26 protein-coding genes are annotated in these 24973 nt (G+C 64.5%); 14 read left to right on the forward strand and 12 right to left on the reverse strand.

What is annotated here, in order from left to right:
• Positions 1-93: 93 nt before the first annotated feature.
• Both AC3WK8_RS29745 and AC3WK8_RS29750 read right to left on the reverse strand, forming a co-directional pair.
• Positions 94-507, reverse strand: a complete 414-nt coding sequence (locus AC3WK8_RS29745) for a hypothetical protein (RefSeq protein WP_103326633.1) — start codon at positions 505-507, stop codon at positions 94-96.
• On the reverse strand, positions 504-812 hold the full coding sequence (locus AC3WK8_RS29750; protein ID WP_053135857.1) for an Imm32 family immunity protein: 309 nt from the start codon (positions 810-812) through the stop codon (positions 504-506). The genes AC3WK8_RS29745 and AC3WK8_RS29750 overlap by 4 nt, the downstream gene beginning before the upstream one ends.
• A 144-nt stretch (positions 813-956) precedes the next feature.
• Between AC3WK8_RS29750 and AC3WK8_RS29755 the strand changes: the two genes are divergently transcribed.
• Positions 957-1772 carry a hypothetical protein gene (locus AC3WK8_RS29755; protein WP_103326635.1) on the forward strand — a complete coding sequence of 272 codons (816 nt, stop codon included), beginning with the start codon at positions 957-959 and terminating at the stop codon, positions 1770-1772.
• Positions 1773-1860: 88 nt separating this feature from the next.
• On the forward strand, positions 1861-2298 hold the full coding sequence (locus tag AC3WK8_RS29760; RefSeq protein ID WP_103326636.1) for a hypothetical protein: 438 nt from the start codon (positions 1861-1863) through the stop codon (positions 2296-2298).
• Between the two features lie 4 nt (positions 2299-2302).
• On the opposite strand, the gene AC3WK8_RS29765 is transcribed toward AC3WK8_RS29760, so the two are convergent.
• Entirely contained in the window at positions 2303-3313 is a 1011-nt protein-coding gene (locus AC3WK8_RS29765) for an alpha/beta hydrolase (RefSeq protein ID WP_103326638.1), read from the reverse strand.
• A gap of 91 nt (positions 3314-3404) precedes the next feature.
• Between AC3WK8_RS29765 and AC3WK8_RS29770 the strand changes: the two genes are divergently transcribed.
• Both AC3WK8_RS29770 and AC3WK8_RS29775 read left to right on the forward strand, forming a co-directional pair.
• Positions 3405-4043 carry a TetR/AcrR family transcriptional regulator gene (locus AC3WK8_RS29770; RefSeq protein WP_158250074.1) on the forward strand — a complete coding sequence of 213 codons (639 nt, stop codon included), beginning with the start codon at positions 3405-3407 and terminating at the stop codon, positions 4041-4043.
• 66 nt (positions 4044-4109) lie between these two features.
• Positions 4110-4442 (forward strand): DUF2388 domain-containing protein, encoded by a 333-nt coding sequence (locus AC3WK8_RS29775; RefSeq protein ID WP_143494616.1) that lies wholly within the window; start codon positions 4110-4112, stop codon positions 4440-4442.
• A 198-nt stretch (positions 4443-4640) separates the two neighbouring features.
• Here the strand turns inward: AC3WK8_RS29775 and AC3WK8_RS29780 are convergent, their stop codons facing one another.
• Entirely contained in the window at positions 4641-4901 is a 261-nt protein-coding gene (locus AC3WK8_RS29780) for a hypothetical protein (RefSeq protein ID WP_158250075.1), read from the reverse strand.
• A 300-nt stretch (positions 4902-5201) separates the two neighbouring features.
• On the opposite strand from AC3WK8_RS29780, the gene AC3WK8_RS29785 reads away from it, so the two are divergent.
• From AC3WK8_RS29785 to AC3WK8_RS29795, 3 genes are all read left to right on the forward strand, one after another.
• On the forward strand, positions 5202-5567 hold the full coding sequence (locus tag AC3WK8_RS29785) for a glycine zipper domain-containing protein (protein WP_031321282.1): 366 nt from the start codon (positions 5202-5204) through the stop codon (positions 5565-5567).
• A gap of 108 nt (positions 5568-5675) precedes the next feature.
• Positions 5676-5837, forward strand: coding sequence for a hypothetical protein (locus AC3WK8_RS29790; RefSeq protein WP_178088067.1), 162 nt, complete (start codon positions 5676-5678; stop codon positions 5835-5837).
• 150 nt (positions 5838-5987) lie between these two features.
• Positions 5988-6683, forward strand: a complete 696-nt coding sequence (locus AC3WK8_RS29795; RefSeq protein ID WP_022643225.1) for an HAD-IA family hydrolase — start codon at positions 5988-5990, stop codon at positions 6681-6683.
• Between the two features lie 79 nt (positions 6684-6762).
• On the opposite strand, the gene AC3WK8_RS29800 is transcribed toward AC3WK8_RS29795, so the two are convergent.
• Entirely contained in the window at positions 6763-7509 is a 747-nt protein-coding gene (locus AC3WK8_RS29800; RefSeq protein WP_085597158.1) for a 3-oxoacyl-ACP reductase family protein, read from the reverse strand.
• 122 nt (positions 7510-7631) lie between these two features.
• On the opposite strand from AC3WK8_RS29800, the gene AC3WK8_RS29805 reads away from it, so the two are divergent.
• Positions 7632-8555, forward strand: coding sequence for a LysR family transcriptional regulator (locus AC3WK8_RS29805; protein WP_103326647.1), 924 nt, complete (start codon positions 7632-7634; stop codon positions 8553-8555).
• Between the two features lie 12 nt (positions 8556-8567).
• Here the strand turns inward: AC3WK8_RS29805 and AC3WK8_RS29810 are convergent, their stop codons facing one another.
• From AC3WK8_RS29810 to AC3WK8_RS29820, 3 genes are all read right to left on the reverse strand, one after another.
• A complete protein-coding gene (locus tag AC3WK8_RS29810; RefSeq protein WP_103326649.1) occupies positions 8568-9296 on the reverse strand; it encodes an aspartate/glutamate racemase family protein in 729 nt (242 codons plus the stop codon).
• Positions 9297-9354: 58 nt separating this feature from the next.
• Positions 9355-10902 (reverse strand): NCS1 family nucleobase:cation symporter-1, encoded by a 1548-nt coding sequence (locus AC3WK8_RS29815; protein ID WP_103326651.1) that lies wholly within the window; start codon positions 10900-10902, stop codon positions 9355-9357.
• Between the two features lie 448 nt (positions 10903-11350).
• On the reverse strand, positions 11351-12085 hold the full coding sequence (locus AC3WK8_RS29820; RefSeq protein WP_022643229.1) for a phosphoadenylyl-sulfate reductase: 735 nt from the start codon (positions 12083-12085) through the stop codon (positions 11351-11353).
• A gap of 441 nt (positions 12086-12526) precedes the next feature.
• Here AC3WK8_RS29820 and thrH point away from each other — a divergent pair, with 441 nt between their 5' ends.
• Positions 12527-13144, forward strand: a complete 618-nt coding sequence (gene thrH, locus AC3WK8_RS29825) for a bifunctional phosphoserine phosphatase/homoserine phosphotransferase ThrH (RefSeq protein WP_022643230.1) — start codon at positions 12527-12529, stop codon at positions 13142-13144.
• A 194-nt stretch (positions 13145-13338) separates the two neighbouring features.
• Here thrH and pabB read toward each other — a convergent pair whose 3' ends face one another.
• The 4 genes from pabB to rloA all read right to left on the reverse strand — a co-directional run bounded on the left by pabB (position 13339) and on the right by rloA (position 17898).
• Positions 13339-14682: an aminodeoxychorismate synthase component I gene (gene pabB / locus AC3WK8_RS29830; RefSeq protein ID WP_103326653.1), complete on the reverse strand. Its 1344-nt coding sequence runs from the start codon at positions 14680-14682 to the stop codon at positions 13339-13341.
• A 155-nt stretch (positions 14683-14837) separates the two neighbouring features.
• Positions 14838-15824 carry an alpha-L-glutamate ligase-like protein gene (locus AC3WK8_RS29835; protein ID WP_022643231.1) on the reverse strand — a complete coding sequence of 329 codons (987 nt, stop codon included), beginning with the start codon at positions 15822-15824 and terminating at the stop codon, positions 14838-14840.
• Positions 15824-17356 carry an osmotic stress tolerance membrane protein RloB gene (rloB, locus tag AC3WK8_RS29840; RefSeq protein ID WP_031321286.1) on the reverse strand — a complete coding sequence of 511 codons (1533 nt, stop codon included), beginning with the start codon at positions 17354-17356 and terminating at the stop codon, positions 15824-15826. Before rloB ends, AC3WK8_RS29835 begins: the two co-directional genes overlap by 1 nt.
• A 5-nt stretch (positions 17357-17361) precedes the next feature.
• Positions 17362-17898 (reverse strand): retropepsin-like aspartic peptidase RloA, encoded by a 537-nt coding sequence (gene rloA, locus AC3WK8_RS29845; protein ID WP_103326655.1) that lies wholly within the window; start codon positions 17896-17898, stop codon positions 17362-17364.
• A gap of 268 nt (positions 17899-18166) precedes the next feature.
• Between rloA and AC3WK8_RS29850 the strand changes: the two genes are divergently transcribed.
• The 5 genes from AC3WK8_RS29850 to prpF all read left to right on the forward strand — a co-directional run bounded on the left by AC3WK8_RS29850 (position 18167) and on the right by prpF (position 24877).
• Entirely contained in the window at positions 18167-18889 is a 723-nt protein-coding gene (locus tag AC3WK8_RS29850; RefSeq protein ID WP_022643234.1) for a GntR family transcriptional regulator, read from the forward strand.
• A complete protein-coding gene (gene prpB, locus AC3WK8_RS29855; protein ID WP_022643235.1) occupies positions 18886-19770 on the forward strand; it encodes a methylisocitrate lyase in 885 nt (294 codons plus the stop codon). The genes AC3WK8_RS29850 and prpB overlap by 4 nt, the downstream gene beginning before the upstream one ends.
• A gap of 82 nt (positions 19771-19852) precedes the next feature.
• The gene (prpC, locus tag AC3WK8_RS29860; RefSeq protein WP_022643236.1) at positions 19853-21010 is read left to right on the forward strand and encodes a bifunctional 2-methylcitrate synthase/citrate synthase; all 1158 of its coding nucleotides are present in this window, start codon (positions 19853-19855) and stop codon (positions 21008-21010) included.
• 2 nt (positions 21011-21012) lie between these two features.
• On the forward strand, positions 21013-23625 hold the full coding sequence (gene acnD, locus AC3WK8_RS29865) for a Fe/S-dependent 2-methylisocitrate dehydratase AcnD (RefSeq protein ID WP_103326657.1): 2613 nt from the start codon (positions 21013-21015) through the stop codon (positions 23623-23625).
• A gap of 61 nt (positions 23626-23686) precedes the next feature.
• A complete protein-coding gene (prpF, locus tag AC3WK8_RS29870; protein WP_103326659.1) occupies positions 23687-24877 on the forward strand; it encodes a 2-methylaconitate cis-trans isomerase PrpF in 1191 nt (396 codons plus the stop codon).
• Positions 24878-24973: the final 96 nt, after the last annotated feature.

Genomic DNA, 24973 nt, shown 5'->3' on the forward strand with positions numbered 1-24973 from the left:
ACCCCTGAAGGCCCATGGCTTCCAGGGGTTTTTTGTTGCCTGCGAAAATAGCCTCCCGCCCAGGGCTCGGTCGTTCTCGGCGCGTGGGTGCGCTCACCGGGGGTTGCTGTTGTTCCGGCCCTCGGGCAACTGCACGTTTGCCCTTTCCAGCATCGCCTCCACCTGCGCCAGGAAGTACCGGGGCAGGGTCGAGCCCTGGCCGTACATATCCGCCAGGCCGACTTCCACGACATTGCAGGCCAGCGCCTGCAATTGTTCGACCTGTTGCGTATCGAGCATTGCACAGAGCGAGGCCGGCATGTCGTCGCCCCGGCCGTTCAGGGCCAGGTCGGCGCCGGCCTGTTCCCACAAGGCCAGGTTCGAGTAGCTGGCCATGGATCGCAGATGCTCCAGCAGTTCGTCGATGCACGGGTGGGCGATGCCTTGCGCCTGACAGTAGGCATCCAGGCAATGGGCGGCGTACTCCTGTAAGGCCGATAGGGATGCAGGCGAGGGACTGGCGTTCATCGGTAGTTTCCGTGGGGAGTATCGGCGCTGTCGACGGTCGTGGTCTGCGGCTCGTGTGCGGCGGCCTGCTGGCTATTCACTAGCACCAGGTCCACGTGCAGCCCAGGATCGAAGTCGGCCCAGGCATCCTGCAGGTGCAGATGCTCCATGCCGTCTTCCTGCATGCGTTGTGCGGCCTGCAGCAGGAAATCCCCCAGCGCCCTGAGAGCCGCGGGCGAGGCGAGCAGGGTTATTTCGTCCAGCGGCATTTGCGTAGGCGAACCGGTGCGGGTGCCGTATGCCTTGAAGGCGTCGATCGTTATCATTGCGCGATTTTCCCGGAGTAGGGCGCTTGGCGTGCTACTGGCCCTGTGCAGGCCGCCATTGAAACAAAGAACGACCACAGCGGCTACGCCTGGGGGTAGCGCCTTCAGATGGCACCGGACTAAGCATCGAATGGAGATGAGCTTGTGAAGCATCAGCAGTTGCTGGAGAAACTGGCCGCCAGGCACCTGGTCCAGGCTTTGGACGAGGACCTTGCGCGGCTGACCTGGAAGGCGATGGTTGCACAGCAGCATGGTCACCAGGGCCCGCAGATCGATGCGGTGTTGCCAGGCCTGCTGGCTCGCTGGAATTGCGTGCTGCTGGCGGATGAGTCCCAGGTCGCGCCGCTCTATCGGCACAAGGCCTGGCTCGCGCTGGCCACGCTGTTACATAAATATGGCCTGGCCGAGCCGGGCATTACCGCCCGGGCCGTGGAGGCGATCGAGGAACTGAATCGAGCGGTGGCCCTGGGGGACAAGTTTCACCAGCGCTCGCAGGAGTTCAGCGCTGGCCTGCAAGCGCCTCCCGTGGCCCTGGCGCGCAAGCCGGCGCTCCCGGACTCCGTGACGTTCTACCGTGCTGGCGACGTATTGGCCATTCAGCTGGAAGGCCGGTTCTACGCCGCTTATGTGCACCGCCTGGGCAGCATCAACGAGAGCCCGATCATCGAGTTCTACGCCCAGGTATTCGACCAGGTGCCGACGCTGGAACAGTTGCAGCAAGCACCGGCCCAGGGCGAGCTATATAACGATGGCATCCGGCGCAAGAGCCTGTATTGCGTGAGCGGCATCAAGTTCCAGCCCGATCCTGCCAACCAGCTGACACTGATTGCCGCCTGTGTCGCCAATCCCCCGGATAGCCGCCACCTGGCACCTTCAGTGGGGCTGTATGCGCTCTCGGACATCCTGCGCATCCAGGGCACCATTCGCAGTCTGTTCGAGGAGTCCGCCCCGGTGGCCTGAATACCACCAGGCCAGCTGGCGCCCGGATGTTCGCCGCCGGGCCCCGGCCGTTCATCCCCGGCGGATAACCACTGGCAGTTGGAACACCATGACGATTTCAAGGAAAGGCCCCTACCGGTACGGCAGCGAAGATGCGGATATCCAGCCACAGATCCGCCGCTACAGCCAACCGAGCTACGAGGCAGTGAGGTTCAACGCTGCCCGGTGCGCCTGCGGGAACGACAGGTTCACCCTGGAAACCGACGAGGAAGTCGGCGCCGGCAGGTGCACTTGCACCCGGTGCGCAACCGTCAAGCTGCTGGGTGACAGTGCCGACTACGCGGCACAGGCGGCTTTCGAGAACCATGCCTGCGTCTGCGACCACGAACACTTTGCGATCACCTCGGCAGTCGCGCTCTATGCCGACAGCAACGATGTGCGCTGGTACTACATCGGCTGCCGGTGCGATGCCTGCAATTTGGTCGGGGTGTTCGCCGACTGGAAATGCGAAGGAGGCGACGCCGACAGCTTCCTGGCCCGGACTTGAAGGCTCAGCTGCGCCGGTCCAGGGGCTCGGGCCGCTGCTGCCGGGCGGGGGGCGCGGTCGTCGTATCGCCGGTGCTGGCCAGGACCGCTTCGATGAACTGCAAGATGGCCTGGTTCATCTGGGTCAACCCCGGTTCTTCCAGTGGATAGTGCCCGGCATTCTCCAGCATGCGGATCTGTACCTCGACCCGGGCCAAGCGCTCGAGGAACGGCTGGCTCAGTTCCAGTGGCGTCCAGCGGTCCGCAGCCGGCTGGGTCAGCAGTACCGGGCAGGCCTGGAAGTCTTGCGGGGCCACCACCGGCACGTAGTGCAAATAGGAGCTCAGGAAACGCAGGCTGGCCCAGTTGCCCGCCGAGGTGCGGTCCCTGAGGCAGGTTTTCAGCGCGGCGCGGTCGTTGACCAGGGTGTGCATCTTGCTTGCCAGCCACATCGGCATCTTCATTCCTGCCAATGGAGTACCGGCCAGGGCGTGCATCAGCGGCCCGCCCAGGCGGCCCAGCAAGGGGGTAAGGGCGGTCTGCTCCCTGACCAGGGCCAGTCGCTGGTCGAGGAAGGTCATGCCGATGATGCCCGCCACTTTCTGGTTCATGGCCGCCGCATGGTAGGTGAGCATGCCGCCGGCGCTGAGACCGTAGAGAAAGATCGGCCGAGGGTCGCGGCGCCGTTCATGCTCGATGAACTCATGGGCCAGTTCCACCCAGGTGTCATAGCGCACCTGGGCGCCTGGGGTGACCCGGGTCTCGCCGTATCCAGGCATGTCGATCGCTACCGTTTCCAGCCCTTGCCGCGACAGGGGCAGGCCGACGATGGTCGACATCTGCCGACCGTTGGTCCCGACCCCATGGAACAGGATGACCTTGGCCGGTGCTGTCGGATTGACGAACCGGTCCAGGTGCACCCGATGCCCACGCCATGGCCAATACTCCTCTTGCGGGGCATTTTCAGCGTCGATGCGATAGGCCGCGGGGAGGAAGGCCTGGATGTCTTGCCATTGGGTCTGGTCTTGGTAGCTCATTGCAGGTCTCGCTCTGGACGGGGAAGATGGAGCGCTTGGTGAACATGACATTTGTCATGTTGAAACATAACTTATGTTGGATTTATGCGATATGCAAGACAGCTCGTCGGTTCCCAAAGGCAAGAAGGTCGCAAGGCTGCCCCAGCAGGAGCGCTCGCAATCGCGCATGGAAAAGGTGCTGGCGGCTGCAGAGCAACTGCTCCAGGAAGTCGGCCCGGACGCCACATCGATCCCCGAGATCGCCAAGTTGTCGGGAGTCCCGAGGGCGAGCATCTATCAGTTCTTTCCGGACAAATACGCGTTGCTCGCCCATCTGGCGAGCCAGCAGATGGAGCGTATCGCCGCGCTGATCGATAGCTCCCGACCCGGCCCCGAGGGCGACTGGAAACAGGCCATCGGTCGGGTCATTCACGGCGTTGCCGGTTACTACAACGCTCACCCGGCCGCCAGCCTGCTGCTCCTGCGCGGCAACTTCACCCCGCTGGACAGCCAGGCCCACGAGCGCAAGGACGCCATGATCGGCAGCTTGCTGCGCGACTACCTGCTGGCCCGGGGCGGCTTCGACAGCCTGCCTCGGCAGCCGGACGTGACCACCCTGGCGGTGGAAATCGCATTCGCCTGCATGAAGTACGGCTACCTGGCCGAAGGCCGCATCAGTGAAACCATTTGCGTCGAGGCGGAGCAGGCGGCGATCGCCTACCTGTCCCGTTGGCAATCACCAGCGGCTTGAGGCTGCGTTCGGACACGCCGGATGCTAAGTTGCGCGCCTGCCTTGGCCCAGGATGGCGATCCACCGATGAAGAGTTGCAATCAGGCGTTATTGATCTGTGCGTTGTGTGTCGCCCCGCTCTTGGTGGTGGCGGGAGAGGAGAGGAACCCCGTGGACCGGGCCTCGATGATGGTCACCGGCGTGACCGGCCTGACCACGTTCGGCACCTTGGGCACCACATCCAATCCTGGCGAGATCTTTCATTCGGCCAAGGGCGATGCCCTGGCCTTCGTCGGTTCCGGGGGCCAGATTCGCGGCGCCCAGCTGGAGCAGGCGCTGCGTTGCTACCGGACACTGCATCCTGCCAGTGATGCCGACGACATGCGCCTGGCCCGGGCCCTGGCGGCGTACGACAGCTGAACGCCCAGGGAAAATTTGCCCTGGATCAGTTTTTCTGCCACTGGCTGGCCGCTCGTCGGCGTCTGCGGTGCTTTGGCCGGCAGGTCGGCGAATGACTGTCTAGTCTCAAGCGCCGTGACGATCAGTACTTTCCAGGCAATCAGGAGCTTGCCGGTGCTGGTCGGTTGTTGGAGGGAGCTGGGAGATGAGGAGTCTTGCTTATATCGAAGACAACGGGGATGAGTTCCCAATCAACAACTTGGTGCGTTGCGGGCAGGCGGCATTCGAGGCGAAGGCTGAGCCTTCTGCGAATGTCGCCAGGAAAAAATCCGCGGTGACATCGGTCGCCAGCAATACGATGTTTTTCCCTCGGGCCCTGCCCAAGAACAAGCGATCTTGAGTAACGACTGCCCCGCACTTGCGGGGCTTTTTGTAGGTGGGCGAAGAGGCGCGGGTGACGGGCGGCAGAAAATTTTTCATTCACGCCGCCACGCCCGCAGGCCGGGGGCGACAGAGGCCGCGTTGGAGGGACGTCGGGCCTGGCGGTGAAAGTTTTCACGCTTTCTTCACATCTGCCTGCGTAGGCTCAAACCATCCGTTAAACGCAACACCCTAGCCCGTTCCCCAGCGGGCTTTTTTTTGCGTGGTGATAAAACTCTTCTGGAATTGGTTGTCCAATCCGGCGCCAAATCCCGGGTGGTTTCGCGGTGACCTGCGTCGAGTCATGCGGCGCCGGGTTCTTACATGTCAGTTCGACAGTCTTTTTTCGAGGTTCAAGTCATGCGTTTAACTCTCCCTGCCCTGGTTGTGGGACTTTTGCTGGCCCAAGGCGCGATGGCCGGTGACGGTACGGCAGCCATTGGCGGTGGCCTCGGCGGCGCGCTGGGCAATGTGGTGGGGCAGAAGCTTGGCGGCAGCACCGGAGCGGCCATCGGCGCGGGTGTCGCCGGGGCAGCCGGCAGTGCGGCTGGTGCGCGCAAGGGCAGCCGGGCCAAGGCGGCGATCGGTGGCGGCCTGGGTTCGGCTGGTGGCTCGTTGATCGGCAATCGCCTGGGCGGCAGCACCGGCGCCACTGTCGGTGCTGGCATCGGTGGTGCGGCGGGCGGTGCCCTGGGCAGCAGCATGGGGCACAAGAAGCGTCACTGATCCAGGCGCAAGCAACCCGAGAACCCGGCCATGCGCCGGGTTTTTTGTGCGCCTGGCCCAGGCTTCGCCATACTTGCCAGGATGGTCCTGGCGATCGAGGAGGCGATCATGGCCCGTGAAGCTCCAGGCAACACCCAACCCATCTCCGGGGAGCCCGAGGTGATCAACGACCCGGGCAACGAGGACCCAGGTTCCTTGCTGGACGATGCCCGTGTCCCTCTGCAAGAAGCCCCCGATCCGGACGCCAGCGGGCCCGACCCGCGCGATTGAAGCCTGCGTGTCCCGTCGCACCTGTGCCGGGTTGCCCCTGGCACAGGCCCGCCGCTATGCTGCTGAACCCTTTCATCGAAAGGCTGGCTAACGAACGGGCCGTACCTGAGCCGCTCCCTGGAATGTACTTTTGCTAACGGATCAGATGCGATGAATGCACAGTTGAATGATTTTGGGCCGATCAAGGCGGTCATTTTCGACATGGACGGTCTGCTGCTGGATACCGAGGGCATCTACACCGAGATCACCCAGTTGATCGCCGAGCGTTATGGCCGTACCTACGACTGGACCATCAAGCAGAACATCATCGGCCGTGGCGCCGCCGACCTCGCGCGTTATGTGGTGCAGGCCCTGGATCTGCCGATCACTGCCGAGGAGTTCCTGGTGATGCGCGAGCCGCTGATGCGCGAGCGCTTTCCCCGGGCCGAGGCGATGCCCGGGGCACAGCAGCTGGTGCGCCATCTCAAGGAGCACCGGATTCCGATCGCCGTGGGTACCAGCTCTTCGCAGATGTCCTTCGTCGAGAAAACCACCCGCCATGGCGACTGGTTCGCCCTGTTCGACACCATCGTCACCGCCGACGACCCGGAAGTGACCGCCGCCAAGCCGGCGCCGGACATCTTCCTGACCGCGGCCCGACGCCTGGGAGTCGATCCGGCCGAATGCTTGGTGTTCGAGGACTCGCCGTTCGGCGTGACTGCCGCCAAGGCCGCCGGCATGACCGCGATCGCGGTGCCCGACCCGGCCATGGCCGATCATAAGTTCGCCCATGCCGATGGGATCCTGCGGTCGCTGCAAGGCTTCCAGCCCGCGGCCTGTGGTTTGCCGCACCTGGCGTGGAGCTGACGCCGTACAGCCAGGCCATCGTATCAACCAAGACGCCGGGCCCCCGCCAGGGTAGCCCGGCGTTTTTTTGCCCGGGGCTTCAGGCGCCGAAACCACCGTCGATGCTCAAGCTGGCACCGGTGATATAGGCCGCTTCGGGGCTGGCCAGGTAGGCCACGAAGCCAGCCACTTCTTCGGCGCGCCCATAGCGGCCCACCGCCATGAGATCCATCAGGCTGGCGGCAAAATCGCTGTCGGCCGGGTTCATGTCGGTGTCCACAGGGCCGGGTTGCACGTTGTTGATGGTGATCCCGCGCGGGCCCAGGTCCCGGGCCAGGCCCTTGGTCAGGCCCACCAGCGCGGCCTTGCTCATGGCATAGGGGCCGCCACCGGCGAAAGGCATGCGGTCGGCGTTGGTACTGCCGATGTTGATGATGCGGCCGCCTTCGCCCATGTGCCGGGCGGCTTCCTGGGTGGCGATGAAGACGCTGCGGACGTTGATCGCCAGGGTCCGGTCGAAGTCTTCCAGCTGGAACTCATCCAGCGGTGCCACCGCCAGCACCCCGGCATTGTTGACCAGGATATCCAGGCGACCGAACGCCTCTACCGTGCTGCCCACGGCCTGGCGAATGGCTGCGGCGTCGGCGCTGTCGGCCTGGATGGCCAAGGCCTGGCCGCCCTGGGCGATGATGTGTTCTTGCAGGGCCCGGGCTTTATCCGCCGAGCTGACATAGGTGAAGGCCACGGCAGCGCCTTCGGCCGCCAGGCGCTCGACGATGGCGGCGCCAATGCCGCGGGAACCGCCCTGGATCAAGGCCACTTTGCCGCTGAGGTCGAACTTGCTCATGTAGGTCTCCTGGATTGAAAGGCGAACGCCTTGGGTGGAGCCCAGTATCGAGCGCTGATTGAGTCCTGGGTAGCGGGTAATCCCTATACTCTGTGTAAACCAAAAGTTTGGAATCCTGGTGTATGGAAGGCTTCAGCAGCATCGAGTGTTTCGTGCGCAGCGCCGAAGTCGGCAGTTTTGCCGAAGCGGCACGGCGCCTGGGGTTGACCCCGGCGGCGGTGGGCAAGAGCGTGGCCAAGCTGGAGGCGCGGGTGGGGGTCAGGCTGTTCCAGCGCAGTACCCGGCGCCTGACCCTGACCGAGGCCGGCCGCCTGTTCCTGGCGGAAGTCAGCGACAGCCTGCACACCATCCAGCATGCCGTGAGCAGCCTGGCCAACGCCCAGGGGCGGCCTGCCGGTACCCTCAAGGTCAGCGTGGGCACAGTGTTCGGTTGCCTGTACATCGTGCCTCTGCTGGGGGCGTTCCTGGCCCGTTATCCGGATATCCAGCCGGACTGGCATTTCGATAACCGCCAGGTAGACCTGATCGGCCAGGGCTTCGATGCCGCCATCGGCGGTGGCTTCGAGCTGCCGCCCGGCGTGGTGGCCCGGCGCCTGACCCCGGCCCATCGGGTGTTGGTGGCCAGCGCAGCCTACCTGCATGGGCGAGGGCCGATCAGCGAGCCTGCGGACCTGCGCGATTGCCGCGGCATCCTGATCCGCTCCCCGCAGACCGGGCGTATCCGCACCTGGCAGCTGACTGGGCGAGCAGGGGGGCAGCAACCCCTGGAGCTCAAGGCGGCCATGACCATGAGCGATTCCGAGGCGGCCTGTATCGCCGCCGCCCAGGGGCTGGGCGTGGCCCTGGTGAGCATGCCGTTCGCGGTCAATCACTTGCGCTCCGGCGCCCTGCAGCGAGTGCTGCCGGACTGGTACGTGGATGATGGTTTCACCTCGATCTACTATGCCGAGCACAAGATGTTGCCGGGCAAGACCCGGGCCTTCGTCGACTTCGTGATCCAGCAGTTCGCCGAACAGGGCCTGGCCCAGGCCTTCAGCGCGGTCTAGCGACCGGTCGGCTCAGCGGCCCTGGCGCATCGGCCAGCCGACGACCCGCTTGGGGCGGGGCGTGGCATAGGTGCGCACCTTGGAAGTCGACAGGCCCTGGCGCACCAGGGCCTCGGCGATGGTCACCGCTGCCGTCACCCCGTCCACCACCGGCACGCCGGTACGCTGGCGGATCTGCTCATCCAGCCCGGCCATGCCGCCGCAGCCCAGGCAAATGACCTCGGCCTTGTCCTGGGTCACCGCAAGTTCCGCCTGGCGCACAATGGCCTCTACCGCCCGTGCCGGATCTTCCTCCAGCTCCAGCACCGCCAGGCCACTGGCACGCACCGAGGCGCAGCGTTGGTCCAGGCCCGACAGCCTGAGGCGGTCCTCGATCAACGGCACGGTACGGTCCAGGGTGGTCACCACCGAATAGGCGTGGCCGAGGAACATCGCGGTGCTGGCGGCGGCGTCGGTGATGTCCACCACCGGCACATTCAACAGCTCCTGCAGGCCCTCGCGGCCGTGCTCGCCGTAGCCGGCCTGGATCACCGCGTCATAGGGCTGGTCGTAGGCCAGTACCCGATCCATCACGGCGATGGCCGCCAGGTAGCTTTCGAAGTTGCCTTCCACCGATTCGGCGCCGAAGTAGGGCGTCAGGCCGATGATCTCGGTGCCTGGGGCGGCAACGCTCCGGGCCTGTTGGGCGATGGCCTGGGTGATGCTGTCGGTGGTGTTGACGTTGAGCACGAGAATTCGCATGGGGGTTCCTTGCAGGTTGGATAGGTTCAGGCCCGGCGGAGCGGGCCGTGCATGGGGCTCAATGACCGGCATCGTCCACGGCGATCGATTCGCCGCTGACGTCCGCATAGTGCGACTGGCGCTTGGCGATGATCAGGTACAGCAGGCTGGCGATAGCGGCGCCCACCAGCCAGGAGAACGGCGAGATGCTGGCGAACCCCGGGACCAGGGCCAGGACGATGGCGATCAGCGCCGCGGGAACGAATGCCGCCACTGCTCGCAGGTTGACGCCGTGGCTGTAGAAGTACGGCCCTTGAGGATCTTCGCTGTACAGCTGCGGCACGTCGACCCGGCCTTTGCGCAGGATCCAGTAGTCCACCATGATCACCCCGTAGAGCGGGCCCAGCAGCGCGCCGAGGCCGGCCAGGAAGTACTGGATCACCAGCGGGCTGTTGTAGAGATTCCACGGCAGGATCAGCACCGCGATGGTGGCGCTGATCAGCCCGGCCCGGCGGAAGGTCAGGTGCCGGGGCGCCAGGTTGCTGAGGACGAAGGCCGGGGCGACGAAGTTGGCCATGATGTTCACCGCCACGGTGACGATCAGGAATGCCAGGCAGCCCAGGACCAGGAACGGGGTGCTGGGGATCGAGGCGATGATGTCGGTGGGGCTTTCGATGATCTTGCCGTTGATCTGCAGTTGTGCGCCGCACAGCAGCACCGTGATGCTGGCGAACACCAGGATGTTCACCGGCAGGCCCCAGAAGTTGCCCACGGTGATGGTCTTGCGGCATGGCGCGGAGCGGGCGAAGTCACAGAAGTTGAGCACCATCGTGCCGTAGATCGCCAGCCACAGCGTGCCGCCGGCGAAGATCTGCCGCCACATTTCACCACCGCTCAGGGGCTCGCGGATCGACCAGGCAATGTGCCCGTCGGCCTGGGTGTACATCCATCCGGCGAGGCAGGCCACAGTCAGCAGGATGATCGGGCCGGCGAAGGCTTCGTAGCGCCGGATGGTCTCCATGCCGTAGGCCAGGATTGCCAGCTGCACCAGCCAGATCGTCACGAAACAGGCCCAGCCCAGGCTCGACAGGCCGAGGATCGCATCATGGTCGTAGGCTGCGAAGCCTGGATGAATGGCGGTGAGCAACACGCGAAACACCACCGAGGCCAGGTAGGTCTGGATGCCGAACCAGGCGATGGCGATCACGGCGCGGATCAATGCCGGGATCTGCGCGCCATGGATGCCGAAGGCGATGCGGCTGATCACCGGGAACGGTACGCCGGTCTTCTGTCCCATGTAGCCGGAGAGGTTCATGAAGCCATAGACCAGCAGTGCGCCGATACCCAGGCTCAACAAGATCTGCCAGCCACCCAGGCCCAGGGCATACAGGCCGATGGCGAAGGAGTAGTTGGCGATGTTGTGCACATCGTTGGTCCACAGGGCGAAGATGCTGTAGCGGCCCCAGCGCCGGCCCGCGATCCTGGTGGGTGCCAGGTCATGGTTGTGCAGGCGTGGGCTGAGGGCGACGGACCCTTGATCGTTGTCGGTCATGGGCTGTGACGAGGTGTACGGGGGCAGCGGGGAGGCGGTGTCCAGTGCGATGTCGTGGGAAGGGCGGGTCTGCATTCCGGCGTACTCCGATTCCGCCCCTGGATGACTGTGCCTGAGCCTGGGCTCGACAATCTTCCGCGTAGGGTGGAATCACCTGGCTTCGGGGCATCTGCAGCCTGGGGCGTGCGGATGGTGAGTGTATGTATGTTTTGATTGTTTTTGTATACAAAACATATTTCGACTCAAGCCACTTTTATGCCAGGTTTGCTTCTATGGGTTTTCCTGCTGATTTCGTTTGGTTATTGGTTTGCCCTAACCGACTGAAATAGCGCAGTTAAAAATTGACCGTTCGAACAGGTATTTATTTTCAGGTAACGGGAGGCAGCAACTGGCGGGGAGGGGATGTGTAACTTTCTGGGGCGAGCGAAGAATCTAGTGCACACAAAAATGGCACCTTGAGTGACATTTTTGTGTACAGGTTTTGTGCTCGTGGAGTGGGCACCCCAACGGATGCCCGGGAGGATCAGGCCTTGCCGATGAGGTTGCCGGCGTGCAGGCCGCATTCCTTCTGGGTGGCTTCTTCCCACCACCAGCGACCTTCGCGTTCGTGCTGGTTGGGCAGGACCGGACGGGTGCAGGGCTCGCAGCCGATGCTGATGAAGCCGCGCTCATGCAGGCTGTTGTATGGCAGTTCGAGCATGCGGATGTAGCCCCAGATTTCCTCGCTGCTCATCTGCGCCAGCGGGTTGAACTTGTACAGCGTGCGCTCCGGGGTGGAGAAAGCGCTGTCGATCTCCATTACCGCCACTTGGCTGCGGGTGCCCGGGCTCTGGTCGCGGCGCTGGCCGGTGGCCCAGGCACTGACGGTGGACAGCTTGCGTCGCAGGGGCTCGATCTTGCGGATGCCGCAGCATTCGCCATGGCCATCCTTGTAGAAACTGAACAGGCCCTTTTCCTTGACGAAGGGTTCGAGCTTGCTGTGGTCCGGCGAGATCAGCTCGATATCGATCTTGTAGTGCTCGCGCACCTGGTCGATGAAGCGGTAGGTCTCCGGATGCAGGCGCCCGGTGTCGAGGCTGAAGACCTTGACGTTCTTGTTCAGCTTCCAGGCCATGTCCACCAGCACCACATCCTCGGCGCCGCTGAAGGAGATCCACAGGTCATCGCCGAACTGGGAAAAGGCCAGCTTGAGGATGTCCTGGGCGGATTTGTTGGCATAGGTCGCGGCGAGTTCAGCGACGTCGAACGATGGGGTCATCAGGGCGGTTTCCTACAGGTCGGTGGCGCTATGCGCTCTATAGGGGGGCGATCTTAGCAAAATCCCCCAGGGCCTGGCGCGCTCCTCTGCGTTGCGCCCTCGGGGACGAATCGCTAGGGTCTGTTGCCATTTCGCCGCGACCGCGCCGGAGCCAGTTTTAGCGCGGAGCTAGGCACGAGACGCGAGGTTTGGCATTCCAAATGAGTCGTCGAGTAACGACGCGCCGCGCTAAAACCGGCCCGTCCCTTCGGGGTGCGCGTCAAATGGCGCCATGCGTGGTTGCAGGACTTGGCAAGGGCGCGACCAGTGCCTGCGTCCTACGCCTAGCCTGACGCCATTTGACGCGGCAACGCGGTTTGCGCCGAAACGGCAACAGACCCTATAGTTCGGCCGTCCTTTTGCTCGCTCAATTTCAATAATCAGAACCAATGGGAGTATCTCGTGGAAATCGCCTGTCTCGATCTGGAAGGTGTGCTGGTCCCGGAAATCTGGATCGCCTTCGCCGAAAAAACCGGGATTGAATCCCTCAAGGCCACCACCCGGGATATTCCCGACTACGACGTGCTGATGAAGCAGCGCCTGCGCATTCTCGACGAGCATGGCCTGAAGCTTTCGGACATCCAGGAAGTGATCGCTACCCTGAAGCCGCTGGACGGCGCGGTGGAGTTCGTCAACTGGCTGCGCGAGCGCTTCCAGGTGGTGATTCTCTCCGACACCTTCTATGAGTTCTCCCAGCCGCTGATGCGCCAGCTGGGTTTCCCGACCCTGTTGTGCCACCGCCTGGTCACCGATGACAGCGGCCGCGTCACCGGCTACCAGCTGCGCCAGAAAGACCCCAAGCGCCAGTCGGTGCTGGCCTTCAAGAGCCTGTACTACCGGGTGATCGCCGCCGGCGACTCCTACAACGACACCACCATGCTCGGCGAGGCGGATGCCGGCATCCTGTTCCACGCGCCGGACAACGTGATCCGCGAGTTCCCGCAGTTCCCGGCGGTGCACAGCTTCGCCGAGCTCAAGCAGGAGTTCCTCAAGGCTTCCAACCGTAGCCTGAGCCTGTAACTACGGCGGCAATCGCGCTGGCTGGAGCGGCTACGGGATCAGGCTTCGTGTAGCCGCTGCCGCAGGCTGCGCACGGGCGCGCAGCGGGCGCAAGATCGGGCAGCCTCCGCCATCGTTGGAGGGCCCTGCGGGCCTTGGCGCAGCTTCGCCGGCTTAGCAGCGGCTACAGATGCTTCGTGTAGCCGCGACTTTCGTCAGAGCTGCTGCAGGGTGTCCAGCAGCACTCGCACCTTGGTGATCGACTCCTGGTATTCGGCCTGCCAGTCCGAGTCGGCCACGATTCCGCCGCCGCCCCAGCAACTGATCTGCCCGTCCTTGGCCAGCAGGCTGCGGATGGCGATGGAGCTGTCCATCTCCCCGCGCACGTCCAGATACAGCAGCGAGCCGCAATACAGCGCCCGGCGTGTGGGTTCGAGTTCGTCGATGATCTGCATCGAGCGGATCTTCGGTGCGCCGGTGATCGAGCCGCCAGGGAAGCTGCCGGCGATCAGGTCCAGGGCGTCCTTGTCTGCCGCCAGCTCGCCGGTGACGCTGCTCACTAGGTGGTGGACGTTGGGGTAGCTCTCCAGGCTGAACAGCTCCGGTACCCGCACCGAGCCGATGCGGCAGCTGCGCCCCAGGTCATTGCGCAGCAGGTCGACGATCATCAGGTTTTCCGCCCGGTCCTTGGCGCTGGCCAGCAGCTCGGCGGCGCTGGCCGCATCCTCGGCCGCATCCCGGCCACGGGGGCGGGTGCCCTTGATCGGCCGGGTTTCCACCCGGCCCTGGCTGATGTGGATGAAGCGCTCGGGCGACAGGCTGAGCACCGCGCCACCGTCGGCCAGGCGCTGGAAACCGGAGAATGGCGTGGGGCAGGCCGCACGCAACGCACGGTAGGCCGCCCATGGATCGCCCTGGTACTGGCCGCGAAAGCGCTGGGCGAAATTCACCTGGTAGCAATCGCCGGCCTGGATGTATTGCTGGATGCGCTGGAATGCCTGGCGATAGTCGTCGGCGCCGAGGTCGGCCTGCATCGGTCCATCCAGCTTGAACCAGCCGCTTGGCGCCGGTAGTGGCTGTTCGAACAGCTGCACCAGGCGTTGGCGCTCGCTCGGTGCCAGGCTGGGATGGAACACCAGCTGGCTGGTGCCGGCCTGGTGATCGTTGACCAGCGCCCAGGCATACAGGCCCAGGCGTGCATCGGGCAGGTGCAGGTCGTCCCGGGCCTGGTTGGGCATGCGCTCCAGGTGCCGGCCGAAGTCATAGCTCAGGTAGCCGATCAGGCCGCCGGCGAACGGCAGTTCGTAGGGTGCCGGAATCTGTGCCGGGCCCAGTTGTGCAAGGTTGTCCCGCAGGCGTTGGAGGAATGCGCCGCCGCTTTCCTCGGCGGCCACGGTCAGTTGCGCCAGGGGCCAGGCGCTGAGCAGGTCGTAACGGCCGCGCTCGGCGCTGGGGCGGCCGCTATCGAGCAGCACGGCGCCGGGGGCGTGTTCGATTGCCGCGAAGTAGTCGGCGGGATTGTCGCGATAGGGGAGCGGGTGTACGGAACAGGTCAACATGCGGGGCAGATCAGCCATCGGGGCGCGGCTGGCGATTGTAGTCCCCCCGGGGATTTGCTCCTAGGGGGGAGGTCGGCAATGGCGTGGTTTGCGACGTACCGTTTGCATTGGCCATGGCCACCGGCTGCGCCAGGACCTTCAGGCAGCCGTGGCGATCAGCCTTCCACGGCGGGGATATGGCCGAACAACTGCTGGGCGAAGCGCACCCGCTCCTCGACGCTTTCCTCGATGCCCTGGGCCTTGAGCTGTTCCAGGTGGGCCTCGATGGCGTGGGTACGCTGGGTCAGGCCGCAGTCGTTGGCGATCTGGATGTTCAGGCCCGGGCGGGCGTTGAGCTCGAGGATCAACGGCCCCTTGTCCTGGTCCAGCACCATGTCCACGCCGATGTAGCCCAGGCCGCACAGCTCGTAGCAACCGGCCGCCAGCTTCATGAAACCGTCCCAGTAGGGCAGTTGCACGCCGTCTACCGCGTTGGTGGTGTCCGGGTGCTTGGTGATGATGTTGTTCAGCCAGGTGCCGCGCAGGGTCAGGCCGGTGGCCAGGTCGACCCCGACGCCGATGGCGCCCTGGTGCAGGTTGGCCTTGCCGCCGGACTGGCGGGTCGGCAGGCGCAGCATGGCCATCACCGGGTAGCCCATGAGCACGATGATGCGGATGTCCGGCACGCCTTCGTAGCTGATGCTCTTGAAGATCTGGTCCGGGGTCACCCGGTACTCGATCAGCGCGCGGTCGCGGTGGCCGCCCAAGGAATACAGGCCGGTGAGGATGCTGGAGATCTGATGCTCGATTTCCTCATGGCTGATGATCTTCCCGGACACCGTGCGATAGCGGCCCTCGAAGCGGTCGGCGATCACCAGGATGCCATCGCCGCCGGCGCCCTGGGCCGGCTTGATGACGAAGTCGTTGCGCCCACCGATGATCTCGTCGAGCTTGTCGATTTCCTTCTCGGTGGAGATCACCCCGTACAGTTCCGGCACGTGGATGCCGGCCTTGAGCGCCCGTTCCTTGGTGATGATCTTGTCATCGACGATGGGGTACAGGCTGCGCTTGTTGTACTTGAGCACGTAGTCGGCGTTACGCCGGTTGATGCCCATGATCCCGCGCGCTTCCAGGGCCTTCCAGGTCTTCCAGAGGCCGAACATCAGGAGTCAGCCTTGACGAAGGCTTTGAAACGCACCAGCTCCGTCAGCCGGTAGCCGCGGTAGCGACCCATGGCCAGCATGAAGCCCACCAGGATCAGCAGCATCGCCGGGAAGGTGAAGACGAAGTACGTCAGCTCCGGCACGCTCATGATCAGGTGCGCCAGGGAGGCGGCGAACAGCGTGCCGATCGCGACTTTCATCGCATGGCCGCCGCCACGTTCTTCCCAGGTGATGGACAGGCGCTCGATGGTCATGGTCAGGATCACCATCGGGAACAGCGCCACCGACAAGCCGCGCTCCAGGCCCAGCTTGTGGCTGAACAGGCTGATGGCGGCGATCAGCACCACGACGAAGGTCAGCACCACCGACAGGCGCGGCAGCATCTGCAGCTTCAGGTGCTCGAGGTAGGAGCGCAGCGACAGGCCCAGGGCGGTGATCACGGTGAACAGCGCGATGCCGAAGCCCAGCTGGGTCTCGCGAAAGGCCAGGGCGATCAGCACCGGGGTGAAGGTGCCCAGGGTCTGCAGGCCGATCAGGTTGCGCAGCACCAGGATCACCAGCACGCCGATCGGGATCATCACCATGATCATGAAGGTCTGCTGGGTCTGCAGCGGCAGGCCGTAGAGCGAGTATTCGAGGAAGTTGGCGTCGGTGTTCTCGTCGGTCAGCTTGGCCAGGCGGATGGCATTCATCTCGCTGTTGTTCATGCTGAAGGTGACGTTGGCTTTCTTGCCGCCATCGACGGTGATCAGGTTGTCGTCGCCGGTCCACCACAGCAGGCGATCGCTGGGCAGGCCCTGCTCGCCGGTCTCGGGGTTGAAGTACAGCCAGTCGGTGCCGTTGAAGCTGCGCAGCCACAGCTCCGGGGTCTGCGGCTGGTCGGCCACCAGGCGGATGGTGTGGACCTTCTCGGCCGGCACATGGGCGATGGACAGCAGCAGTTCGACGATCTTGGCCTTGTTGGCGCTGGATGGGTCGCCGGCCAGCAGCAGCTTGGCGTTGTCGTCGTTGGCGTTGTTGACCCGCTTGATGGCTTCGCTGATGAAGGTCTCGACGTCTGCCGAGTGCTGGCGGATCGGTGCCAGCAAGGCGTCGGCGGCGATCTTCTCCGGTCCTTCGATGGCCATGCTGTCGCGGAAGGTCGGACCCTTGACCTTGGCTTTCTCGGCGCTGTAGCGCTTGGTCAGGACCAGGCGGTAGTACAGGGTCTGGTTGCCCTTGGCCCGGCGTGCCGACCAGGTGACCTTGCGGTTGCCGTCGACGCGGTTCACCGCCACCCCATAGTTGTTGGAGATGAAGCTCTCGTTGAGGCTCACATAGTCACGGCTCAGGGGCGGCACGAACATCTGGATCTTGATCGGGTCCTTGCCGTTGGCGACGAACTCGACCTTGGCGTCGATGTTCCACAAGTCGTCGGTAGCGTCTTCGGTCACCGGAATGCCGAGCACGAAGATCTGGTAGGCCGTGATCGAAATGCCCAGCACCACCAGTACGGCGATCAGGACTTTCAGATGAAGGGTAAGAGAGCGCATTGGAATTACTCTGCGGTAAGAGCGGCGGTGGCGCAGGCAGGTTTGCCAGCAGCGTATTTAAGACTGGGGTCGACCAGCGCATCGAAACGCTTGAGGGCTTCGGAGCCGATCAAAAGCGGGTATTGGAATGCACTACGGTCGGTCAAGTTCACTTCGATGCTGCGCAAGGCGCTGCCCATGCAGACTTGCAGGGCGATCACCGGGCGCGCGGTGTAGTTCTTGTCCTCATCGGGGTCGTAGTCGCCAGCGCGGCGCTTGATCTTGCTGACTCGCGCCAGGGGGCGTTCGATGGGGTGGGAGTGGGCGGTGTCGATGGCCAGGTAGAAGCGTACCCAGGACTCGCCATTGCGCTTGAAGCGCTTGATGTCGCGGGCGCTCAGCGAAGCGGTCTTGGCCCCGGTGTCGAGTTTGGCGGCGACCTCCAGGTCGATGCCCGCCAGTTGGGCGTATTCATTCAAGCCGTAGACGGTCTTGCCGGCGGCGATGCCGGTACCAGGAAGGATGAATAGGCAGAGCAGTGGGAGAAGGGCCTTGAGAGTCATAGATCCTGATGGTCATGGGTTCTTCAGTTCAAGGCGACCGGCATTGCTGCGCAAGCTCCCTCGTGTGCGTGGCATAAAAAGATGACAGGCCAATGCGGGCGGCATTCTAGCATGCTGGTTTGTTGGCGCCAGCGTCCGGGGCGGGCCATTTGTCTCGTTTAGAATTCATGGGGGTCTTAGACGATTGTCGACAATCTATATTTTTCCTTTGACTGTAATGGGGGTATTGGCTAATTTTCGCCTCATTGATTTTCAAGGTGTCGACAATATGCTGGATCAACTGGAACACTCGACGCCGGCCCAGGACGACTCCGAGACCCTCTCCGAAAACGTCTTCCGGCGCATCCAGGCGGCCATCGTCAAGGGTGAGATCGCCCCGGGCAGCAAGATCTCCGAGCCCGAGCTGGCCCGCACCTACGGCATCAGCCGTGGTCCGCTGCGCGAGGCCATCCATCGCCTGGAGGGCCAGCGCCTGCTGGTGCGCGTGCCCCATGTCGGCGCCCGGGTGGTTTCCCTGAGCCATGCCGAGCTGATCGAACTCTACGAAATCCGCGAATCCCTGGAAGGCATGGCCTGCCGCCTGGCGGCCGAGCGCATGAGCGTGGCCGAGATCGACGAGCTGCGCCGGGTGCTGGAGACCCACGAGCGCGATGCGGCGTTCCAGGCCGGGGTTGGCTACTACCAGCAGGAAGGGGATTTCGACTTCCACTACCGGATCATCCAGGGCGCGGGCAACCAGACCCTGACCAAGATGCTTTGCGGCGAGCTCTACCAACTGGTGCGCATGTACCGCCTGCAGTTCTCCAGCGTGCCGAACCGGCCGCGCCAGGCTTTCGCCGAACACCACCGAATTCTCGATGCCATCGCCGACCGAGACGGCGAACTGGCCGAGTTGCTGATGCGCCGTCATATCGGTGCCTCCAAGCGCAATATCGAGCGCCATTACCAGGAAGCGCTCGTCAACCCGTCCAAGACACGAGGTGAGTCATGAGTCAGAAAACCGCCGGCCAGCGCTTCCGCGACGCCATTGCCGAAGAACATCCGCTGCAGGTCATCGGCGCCATCAACGCCAACCATGCACTGCTGGCCAAGCGCGCCGGCTTCAAGGCCATCTACCTCTCCGGTGGCGGTGTCGCCGCCGGCTCCCTGGGCCTGCCGGACCTGGGCATCAACACCCTGGATGACGTGCTCACCGACGTGCGCCGCATCACCGATGTCTGCGACCTGCCGCTGCTGGTGGACATCGACACCGGTTTCGGCCCCAGCGCCTTCAACATCGAGCGTACCGTCAAGAACCTGATCAAGGCCGGCGCTGCCGCCGCCCACATCGAGGACCAGGTAGGGGCCAAGCGGTGCGGCCACCGGCCGGGCAAGGAAATTGTCTCCACCGAGGAAATGGCCGACCGCGTGCGCGCCGCCGCCGATGCCAAGACCGACCCGAGCTTCTTCCTGATCGCCCGGACCGACGCCATCCAGGCCGAGGGCGTGGACGCCGCCATCGAGCGCTGCCAGCGTTATGTGGAGGCGGGCGCCGACGGCATCTTCGCCGAGGCCGCCTACGACTTGCCGACCTACAAGCGCTTCGTCGATGCCCTCGATGTGCCCGTGCTGGCCAACATCACCGAGTTCGGCGCCACCCCGCTGTTCTCCCGCGATGAGCTGGCGTCGGTGGGCGTCGCCATCCAGCTCTACCCGCTGTCGGCCTTCCGTGCCGCCAACAAGGCGGCCGAGGCGGTCTACACCGCTATTCGCCGCGATGGCCATCAAAAAGAGGTCATCGACCTGATGCAGACCCGTGCCGAACTGTACGACCGCATCGGCTACCACGCCTTCGAGCAGAAGCTCGACGCCCTGTTCGCTGCCAAGAAATGACCGGACCCGGGCCGCTCCCCGAGAGCGGCCTGCGGATATAACAAGACGCAAGCAACCGGATAAAAATGAGGAGATTCACGCGATGAGCCCCAGCGAAACCACTACCGCCTTCAAACCGAAGAAATCCGTGGCCCTGAGCGGCACCGCCGCCGGCAACACGGCCCTGTGCACCGTCGGCCGTACCGGCAACGACCTGCACTACCGCGGTTATGACATCCTCGACTTCGCCACCTCCTGCGAATTCGAGGAAATCGCCCACCTGCTGGTCCATGGCAAGCTGCCGAATGTCGCCGAGCTGACGGGCTACAAGGCCAAGCTCAAGGCCCTGCGCGGCCTGCCGGCTGGGGTCAAGCTGGCGCTGGAGCAACTGCCGCCGTCCGCCCACCCGATGGACGTGATGCGCACCGCCGTTTCCGTGCTGGGTTGCCTGTCGCCGGAGAAGGACGACCACAACCATCCGGGCGCCCGGGACATCGCCGACAAGCTGATGGCATGCCTCGGCTCCGCGTTGCTCTACTGGTACCACTTCAGCCACAACGGCAAGCGCATCGACGTGGAGACCGACGACGATTCCATCGGCGGCCATTTCCTGCACCTGCTGCACGGCGAGAAGCCGCGTGAGTCGTGGGTGCGCGCCATGCATACCTCGCTGATCCTCTATGCCGAGCACGAATTCAACGCTTCTACCTTCACCTCGCGGGTGATCGCCGGTACCGGTTCCGACATGTTCTCCTGCATCGCCGGGGCCATCGGCGCACTGCGCGGTCCCAAGCATGGTGGCGCCAACGAGGTGGCCTTCGAGATCCAGAAGCGCTACGACAACCCGGACGAAGCAGAAGCCGACATCCGCGCCCGCGTCGAGAAGAAGGAAGTGGTGATCGGTTTCGGCCATCCGGTCTACACCGTGTCCGACCCGCGCAACAAGGTAATCAAGGAAGTGGCCCGCGAGCTGTCCGTCGAGCAGAGCAACAGCAAGATGTTCGATATCGCCGAGCGCCTGGAATCGACCATGTGGGAAATCAAGAAGATGTTCCCCAACCTCGATTGGTTCAGCGCCGTCAGCTACCACATGATGGGCGTGCCCACCGCCATGTTCACCCCGCTGTTCGTGATCGCCCGTACTTCCGGCTGGTCTTCCCACGTCATCGAGCAACGCATCGACGGCAAGATCATCCGCCCGAGCGCCAACTATGTCGGCCCGGAAGACCTGAAGTTCGTGCCCCTGAAGGACCGCAAGTAATCATGAACAGCCAATACCGCAAGAACCTGCCGGGTACGGCGCTGGACTACTTCGACACCCGCGAGGCGGTGGATGCCATCGCCCCGGGTGCCTACGCCGGCCTGCCGTACACTTCCCGGGTGCTGGCCGAGCAACTGGTGCGCCGTTGCGATCCGGCGCAGCTCACCGACTCGCTGAAGCAACTGATCGAGCGCAAGCGCGACCTCGACTTCCCCTGGTACCCGGCCCGCGTGGTCTGCCACGACATCCTCGGCCAGACCGCGCTGGTGGACCTGGCCGGCCTGCGCGATGCGATCGCCGACCAGGGTGGCGACCCGGCCCTGGTCAACCCGGTGGTGCCGACCCAGCTGATCGTCGATCACTCCCTGGCCGTGGAGTTCGGCGGCTTCGACCCGGATGCCTTCGAGAAGAACCGCGCCGTCGAGGAGCGCCGCAACGAGGACCGCTTCCACTTCATCGAGTGGACCAAGACCGCGTTCAAGAACGTCGATGTGATCCCCGCCGGCAACGGCATCATGCACCAGATCAACCTGGAGAAAATGAGCCCGGTGATCCAGGCGCGCGGCGGCGTGGCCTTCCCCGACACCTGCGTCGGCACCGACAGCCATACCCCCCACGTCGATGCGCTGGGGGTGATCGCCATCGGCGTCGGTGGCCTGGAGGCGGAGACCGTGATGCTCGGTCGCGCGTCGATGATGCGCCTGCCCGACATCGTCGGCGTCAAGCTCACCGGCAAGCGCCAGCCCGGGATCACCGCCACCGACATCGTCCTGGCCCTGACCGAGTTCCTGCGCAAGGAAAAGGTGGTGGGTGCCTACGTCGAGTTCTTCGGCGAAGGGGCCGACAGCCTGTCCGTTGGCGACCGCGCGACCATCTCCAACATGTGCCCGGAGTACGGTGCCACCGCGTCGATGTTCTACATCGACCAGCAGACCATCGACTACCTCAAGCTCACCGGCCGCGAGCCGGAGCAGGTGGCCCTGGTGGAGAACTATGCCAAGACCACCGGCCTGTGGGCCGATGCCCTGGTCACCGCGGAGTACGAGCGGGTGCTGACATTCGACCTGTCCACCGTGGTGCGCAACATGGCCGGTCCGTCCAACCCGCACCGGCGCTTGCCGACCTCGGCCCTGGCCGAGCGGGGGATCGCCGACGAAACCAAGCTGGCCGCCGGCAAGGTCGAACAAGCCGAGGGCCTGATGCCCGATGGCGCGGTGATCATCGCGGCGATCACCAGCTGCACCAACACCTCCAACCCGCGCAACGTGGTGGCTGCCGGCCTGGTGGCGAAGAAGGCCAACGCCCTGGGCCTGGTGCGCCAGCCTTGGGTCAAGACGTCCTTCGCGCCGGGCTCGAAGGTCGCCAAGCTGTACCTGGAAGAGGCCGGCCTGCTGCCGGAGCTGGAAAAGCTCGGCTTCGGCATCGTCGCCTACGCCTGCACCACCTGTAACGGCATGTCCGGCGCCCTGGACCCGGTCATCCAGCAGGAAATCATCGACCGCGACCTGTATGCCACCGCGGTGCTGTCGGGCAACCGCAACTTCGACGGCCGTATCCACCCCTACGCCAAGCAGGCGTTCCTCGCCTCGCCGCCGCTGGTGGTGGCCTATGCGATCGCCGGCACCGTGCGCTTCGACATCGAGCAGGACGTGCTGGGCCATGACCAGGCCGGCAACCCGGTGACCCTGAAGGACCTGTGGCCGAGCGACGAGGAGATCGACGCCATCGTCGCCGCCTCGGTGAAGCCCGAGCAGTTCCGCCAGATCTACATCCCGATGTTCGACCTCGGCACCGTCAAGGAAGCCGAGAGCCCGCTGTACGACTGGCGTCCGATGAGTACCTACATCCGTCGTCCGCCGTACTGGGAAGGCGCGCTGGCCGGGGAGCGCACGCTCAAGGGCATGCGTCCGCTGGCGGTGCTGCCGGACAACATCACCACCGACCACCTGTCGCCGTCCAACGCCATCCTGGCGGACTCCGCGGCCGGTGAGTACCTGGCGAAGATGGGCCTGCCGGAGGAGGACTTCAACTCCTACGCCACCCACCGTGGCGACCACCTGACCGCCCAGCGCGCGACCTTCGCCAACCCGCAGTTGGTGAACGAGATGGCGGTGGTCGATGGCGAGGTGAAGAAGGGCTCCCTGGCCCGTGTCGAGCCCGAAGGCAAGGTCACGCGGATGTGGGAAGCCATCGAGACCTACATGGAGCGCAAGCAGCCGCTGATCATCATCGCCGGTGCCGACTACGGCCAGGGTTCGTCCCGCGACTGGGCGGCCAAGGGCGTGCGCCTGGCGGGTGTCGAGGCGATCGTCGCCGAGGGCTTCGAGCGCATCCACCGCACCAACCTGGTGGGCATGGGCGTGCTGCCGCTGCAGTTCCTGCCGGGCACCGACCGCAAGACCCTGGGCATCGACGGCACCGAGACCTACGACGTGCTTGGCCAGCGCACTCCCCGGGCGCAGTTGACCCTGGTGATCCATCGCCGCAATGGCGAGCGGCTCGAGGTGCCGGTGACCTGCCGCCTCGATACCGCCGAGGAGGTGTCGATCTACGAGGCCGGCGGTGTGCTGCAGCGCTTTGCCCAGGACTTCCTGGAATCGGCCACAGCCAGTTAAGCGACGTACCTGGGGCGGGCCGCAAGGCGCCGCCCCCGGTCTTTATCAGGACCTGAAATCCATGGCATTTGTAGCGCAAATCAAGATTCCGGCCACCTACATGCGTGGCGGCACCAGCAAGGGTGTGTTCTTCAACCTGCAAGACCTGCCCGAGGCTGCGCAGCTGCCCGGCGCGGCCCGCGATGCCTTGCTGCTGCGGGTGATCGGCAGCCCCGATCCCTACGACAAGCAGATCGACGGCATGGGCGGCGCCACCTCCAGCACCAGCAAGACGGTGATCCTGTCCAGGAGCATCAAGCCCGACCATGACGTCGACTACCTGTTCGGCCAGGTCGCCATCGACAAGCCCTTCGTCGACTGGAGCGGCAACTGCGGCAACCTGTCGGCGGCGGTGGGTTCCTTCGCCATCAGCAGCGGCCTGGTGGACCCGGCGCGCATTCCCCACAACGGTGTGGCGGTGGTGCGCATCTGGCAGGCCAACATCGGCAAGACCATCATCGCCCATGTGCCGATCACCGATGGCGCGGTCCAGGAGACCGGCGACTTCGAGCTGGACGGCGTGACCTTCCCGGCGGCGGAGGTGCAGTTGGAGTTCCTCGACCCGGCGGCCGAGGAGGAGGGCGGTGGCGGTTCGATGTTCCCCACCGGCAACCTGGTGGACGACCTGGAAGTACCCGGTGTCGGCACCCTCAAGGCGACCCTGATCAATGCCGGGATCCCCACCATCTTCATCAATGCGGCGGACATCGGTTATCGCGGTACCGAGTTGCAGGGCGTGATCAATGGCGACCCCAAGGCCCTGGCGATGTTCGAGACCATCCGTGCCCATGGCGCCTTGCGCATGGGCCTGATCAAGCACCTGGACGAGGCCGCGCAGCGCCAGCACACGCCGAAGGTGGCTTTCGTCGCTCCGCCGGCGGACTACCAGGCCTCCAGCGGCAAGGCGGTCAAGGCGGCGGATGTCGACCTGCTGGTGCGCGCCATGTCCATGGGCAAGCTCCACCACGCGATGATGGGCACCGCGGCGGTGGCCATCGGCACGGCGGCGGCGATCCCCGGGACCCTGGTCAACCTCGCAGCCGGTGGCGGCGAGCGTAGCGCCGTGCGTTTCGGCCATCCTTCGGGCACTTTGCGCGTAGGCGCCGAGGCCAGCCTCGAGGCCGGCGAGTGGAGCGTGGTCAAGGCGATCATGAGCCGCAGTGCGCGGGTGCTGATGGAAGGCTGGGTGAGAGTACCTGGCGATACCTTCTAACAGGCCGTTGAAAAACTAGCTGCGTTGCCATCGCTGCGTTAAAAACAGGCTGGTGCGCCAGCCCGGTCAAAATGCTCATTTACCACTCGTAAACTG

This window comes from Pseudomonas sp. FW507-12TSA, from assembly GCF_058781435.1.

Excerpts from the sequence above, each read along its gene's own strand:
- AC3WK8_RS29785 (WP_031321282.1), top strand. The coding sequence starts at position 5,202 with ATGCGTTTAACTCTCCCTGCCCTGGTTGTGGGACTTTTGCTGGCCCAA.
- AC3WK8_RS29835 (WP_022643231.1), bottom strand. The coding sequence starts at position 15,824 with ATGTTCGGCCTCTGGAAGACCTGGAAGGCCCTGGAAGCGCGCGGGATC.
- AC3WK8_RS29815 (WP_103326651.1), bottom strand. The coding sequence starts at position 10,902 with ATGCAGACCCGCCCTTCCCACGACATCGCACTGGACACCGCCTCCCCG.
- rloB (WP_031321286.1), bottom strand. The coding sequence starts at position 17,356 with ATGCGCTCTCTTACCCTTCATCTGAAAGTCCTGATCGCCGTACTGGTG.
- AC3WK8_RS29770 (WP_158250074.1), top strand. The coding sequence starts at position 3,405 with ATGCAAGACAGCTCGTCGGTTCCCAAAGGCAAGAAGGTCGCAAGGCTG.
- AC3WK8_RS29795 (WP_022643225.1), top strand. The coding sequence starts at position 5,988 with ATGAATGCACAGTTGAATGATTTTGGGCCGATCAAGGCGGTCATTTTC.
- AC3WK8_RS29775 (WP_143494616.1), top strand. The coding sequence starts at position 4,110 with ATGAAGAGTTGCAATCAGGCGTTATTGATCTGTGCGTTGTGTGTCGCC.
- AC3WK8_RS29850 (WP_022643234.1), top strand. The coding sequence starts at position 18,167 with ATGCTGGATCAACTGGAACACTCGACGCCGGCCCAGGACGACTCCGAG.
- AC3WK8_RS29760 (WP_103326636.1), top strand. The coding sequence starts at position 1,861 with ATGACGATTTCAAGGAAAGGCCCCTACCGGTACGGCAGCGAAGATGCG.
- AC3WK8_RS29765 (WP_103326638.1), bottom strand. The coding sequence starts at position 3,313 with ATGAGCTACCAAGACCAGACCCAATGGCAAGACATCCAGGCCTTCCTC.
- prpC (WP_022643236.1), top strand. The coding sequence starts at position 19,853 with ATGAGCCCCAGCGAAACCACTACCGCCTTCAAACCGAAGAAATCCGTG.
- rloA (WP_103326655.1), bottom strand. The coding sequence starts at position 17,898 with ATGACTCTCAAGGCCCTTCTCCCACTGCTCTGCCTATTCATCCTTCCT.
- prpB (WP_022643235.1), top strand. The coding sequence starts at position 18,886 with ATGAGTCAGAAAACCGCCGGCCAGCGCTTCCGCGACGCCATTGCCGAA.
- prpF (WP_103326659.1), top strand. The coding sequence starts at position 23,687 with ATGGCATTTGTAGCGCAAATCAAGATTCCGGCCACCTACATGCGTGGC.
- AC3WK8_RS29750 (WP_053135857.1), bottom strand. The coding sequence starts at position 812 with ATGATAACGATCGACGCCTTCAAGGCATACGGCACCCGCACCGGTTCG.
- pabB (WP_103326653.1), bottom strand. The coding sequence starts at position 14,682 with ATGTTGACCTGTTCCGTACACCCGCTCCCCTATCGCGACAATCCCGCC.
- AC3WK8_RS29790 (WP_178088067.1), top strand. The coding sequence starts at position 5,676 with ATGGCCCGTGAAGCTCCAGGCAACACCCAACCCATCTCCGGGGAGCCC.
- AC3WK8_RS29800 (WP_085597158.1), bottom strand. The coding sequence starts at position 7,509 with ATGAGCAAGTTCGACCTCAGCGGCAAAGTGGCCTTGATCCAGGGCGGT.
- AC3WK8_RS29820 (WP_022643229.1), bottom strand. The coding sequence starts at position 12,085 with ATGACCCCATCGTTCGACGTCGCTGAACTCGCCGCGACCTATGCCAAC.
- AC3WK8_RS29745 (WP_103326633.1), bottom strand. The coding sequence starts at position 507 with ATGAACGCCAGTCCCTCGCCTGCATCCCTATCGGCCTTACAGGAGTAC.
- AC3WK8_RS29810 (WP_103326649.1), bottom strand. The coding sequence starts at position 9,296 with ATGCGAATTCTCGTGCTCAACGTCAACACCACCGACAGCATCACCCAG.
- acnD (WP_103326657.1), top strand. The coding sequence starts at position 21,013 with ATGAACAGCCAATACCGCAAGAACCTGCCGGGTACGGCGCTGGACTAC.
- AC3WK8_RS29805 (WP_103326647.1), top strand. The coding sequence starts at position 7,632 with ATGGAAGGCTTCAGCAGCATCGAGTGTTTCGTGCGCAGCGCCGAAGTC.
- AC3WK8_RS29780 (WP_158250075.1), bottom strand. The coding sequence starts at position 4,901 with ATGAAAAATTTTCTGCCGCCCGTCACCCGCGCCTCTTCGCCCACCTAC.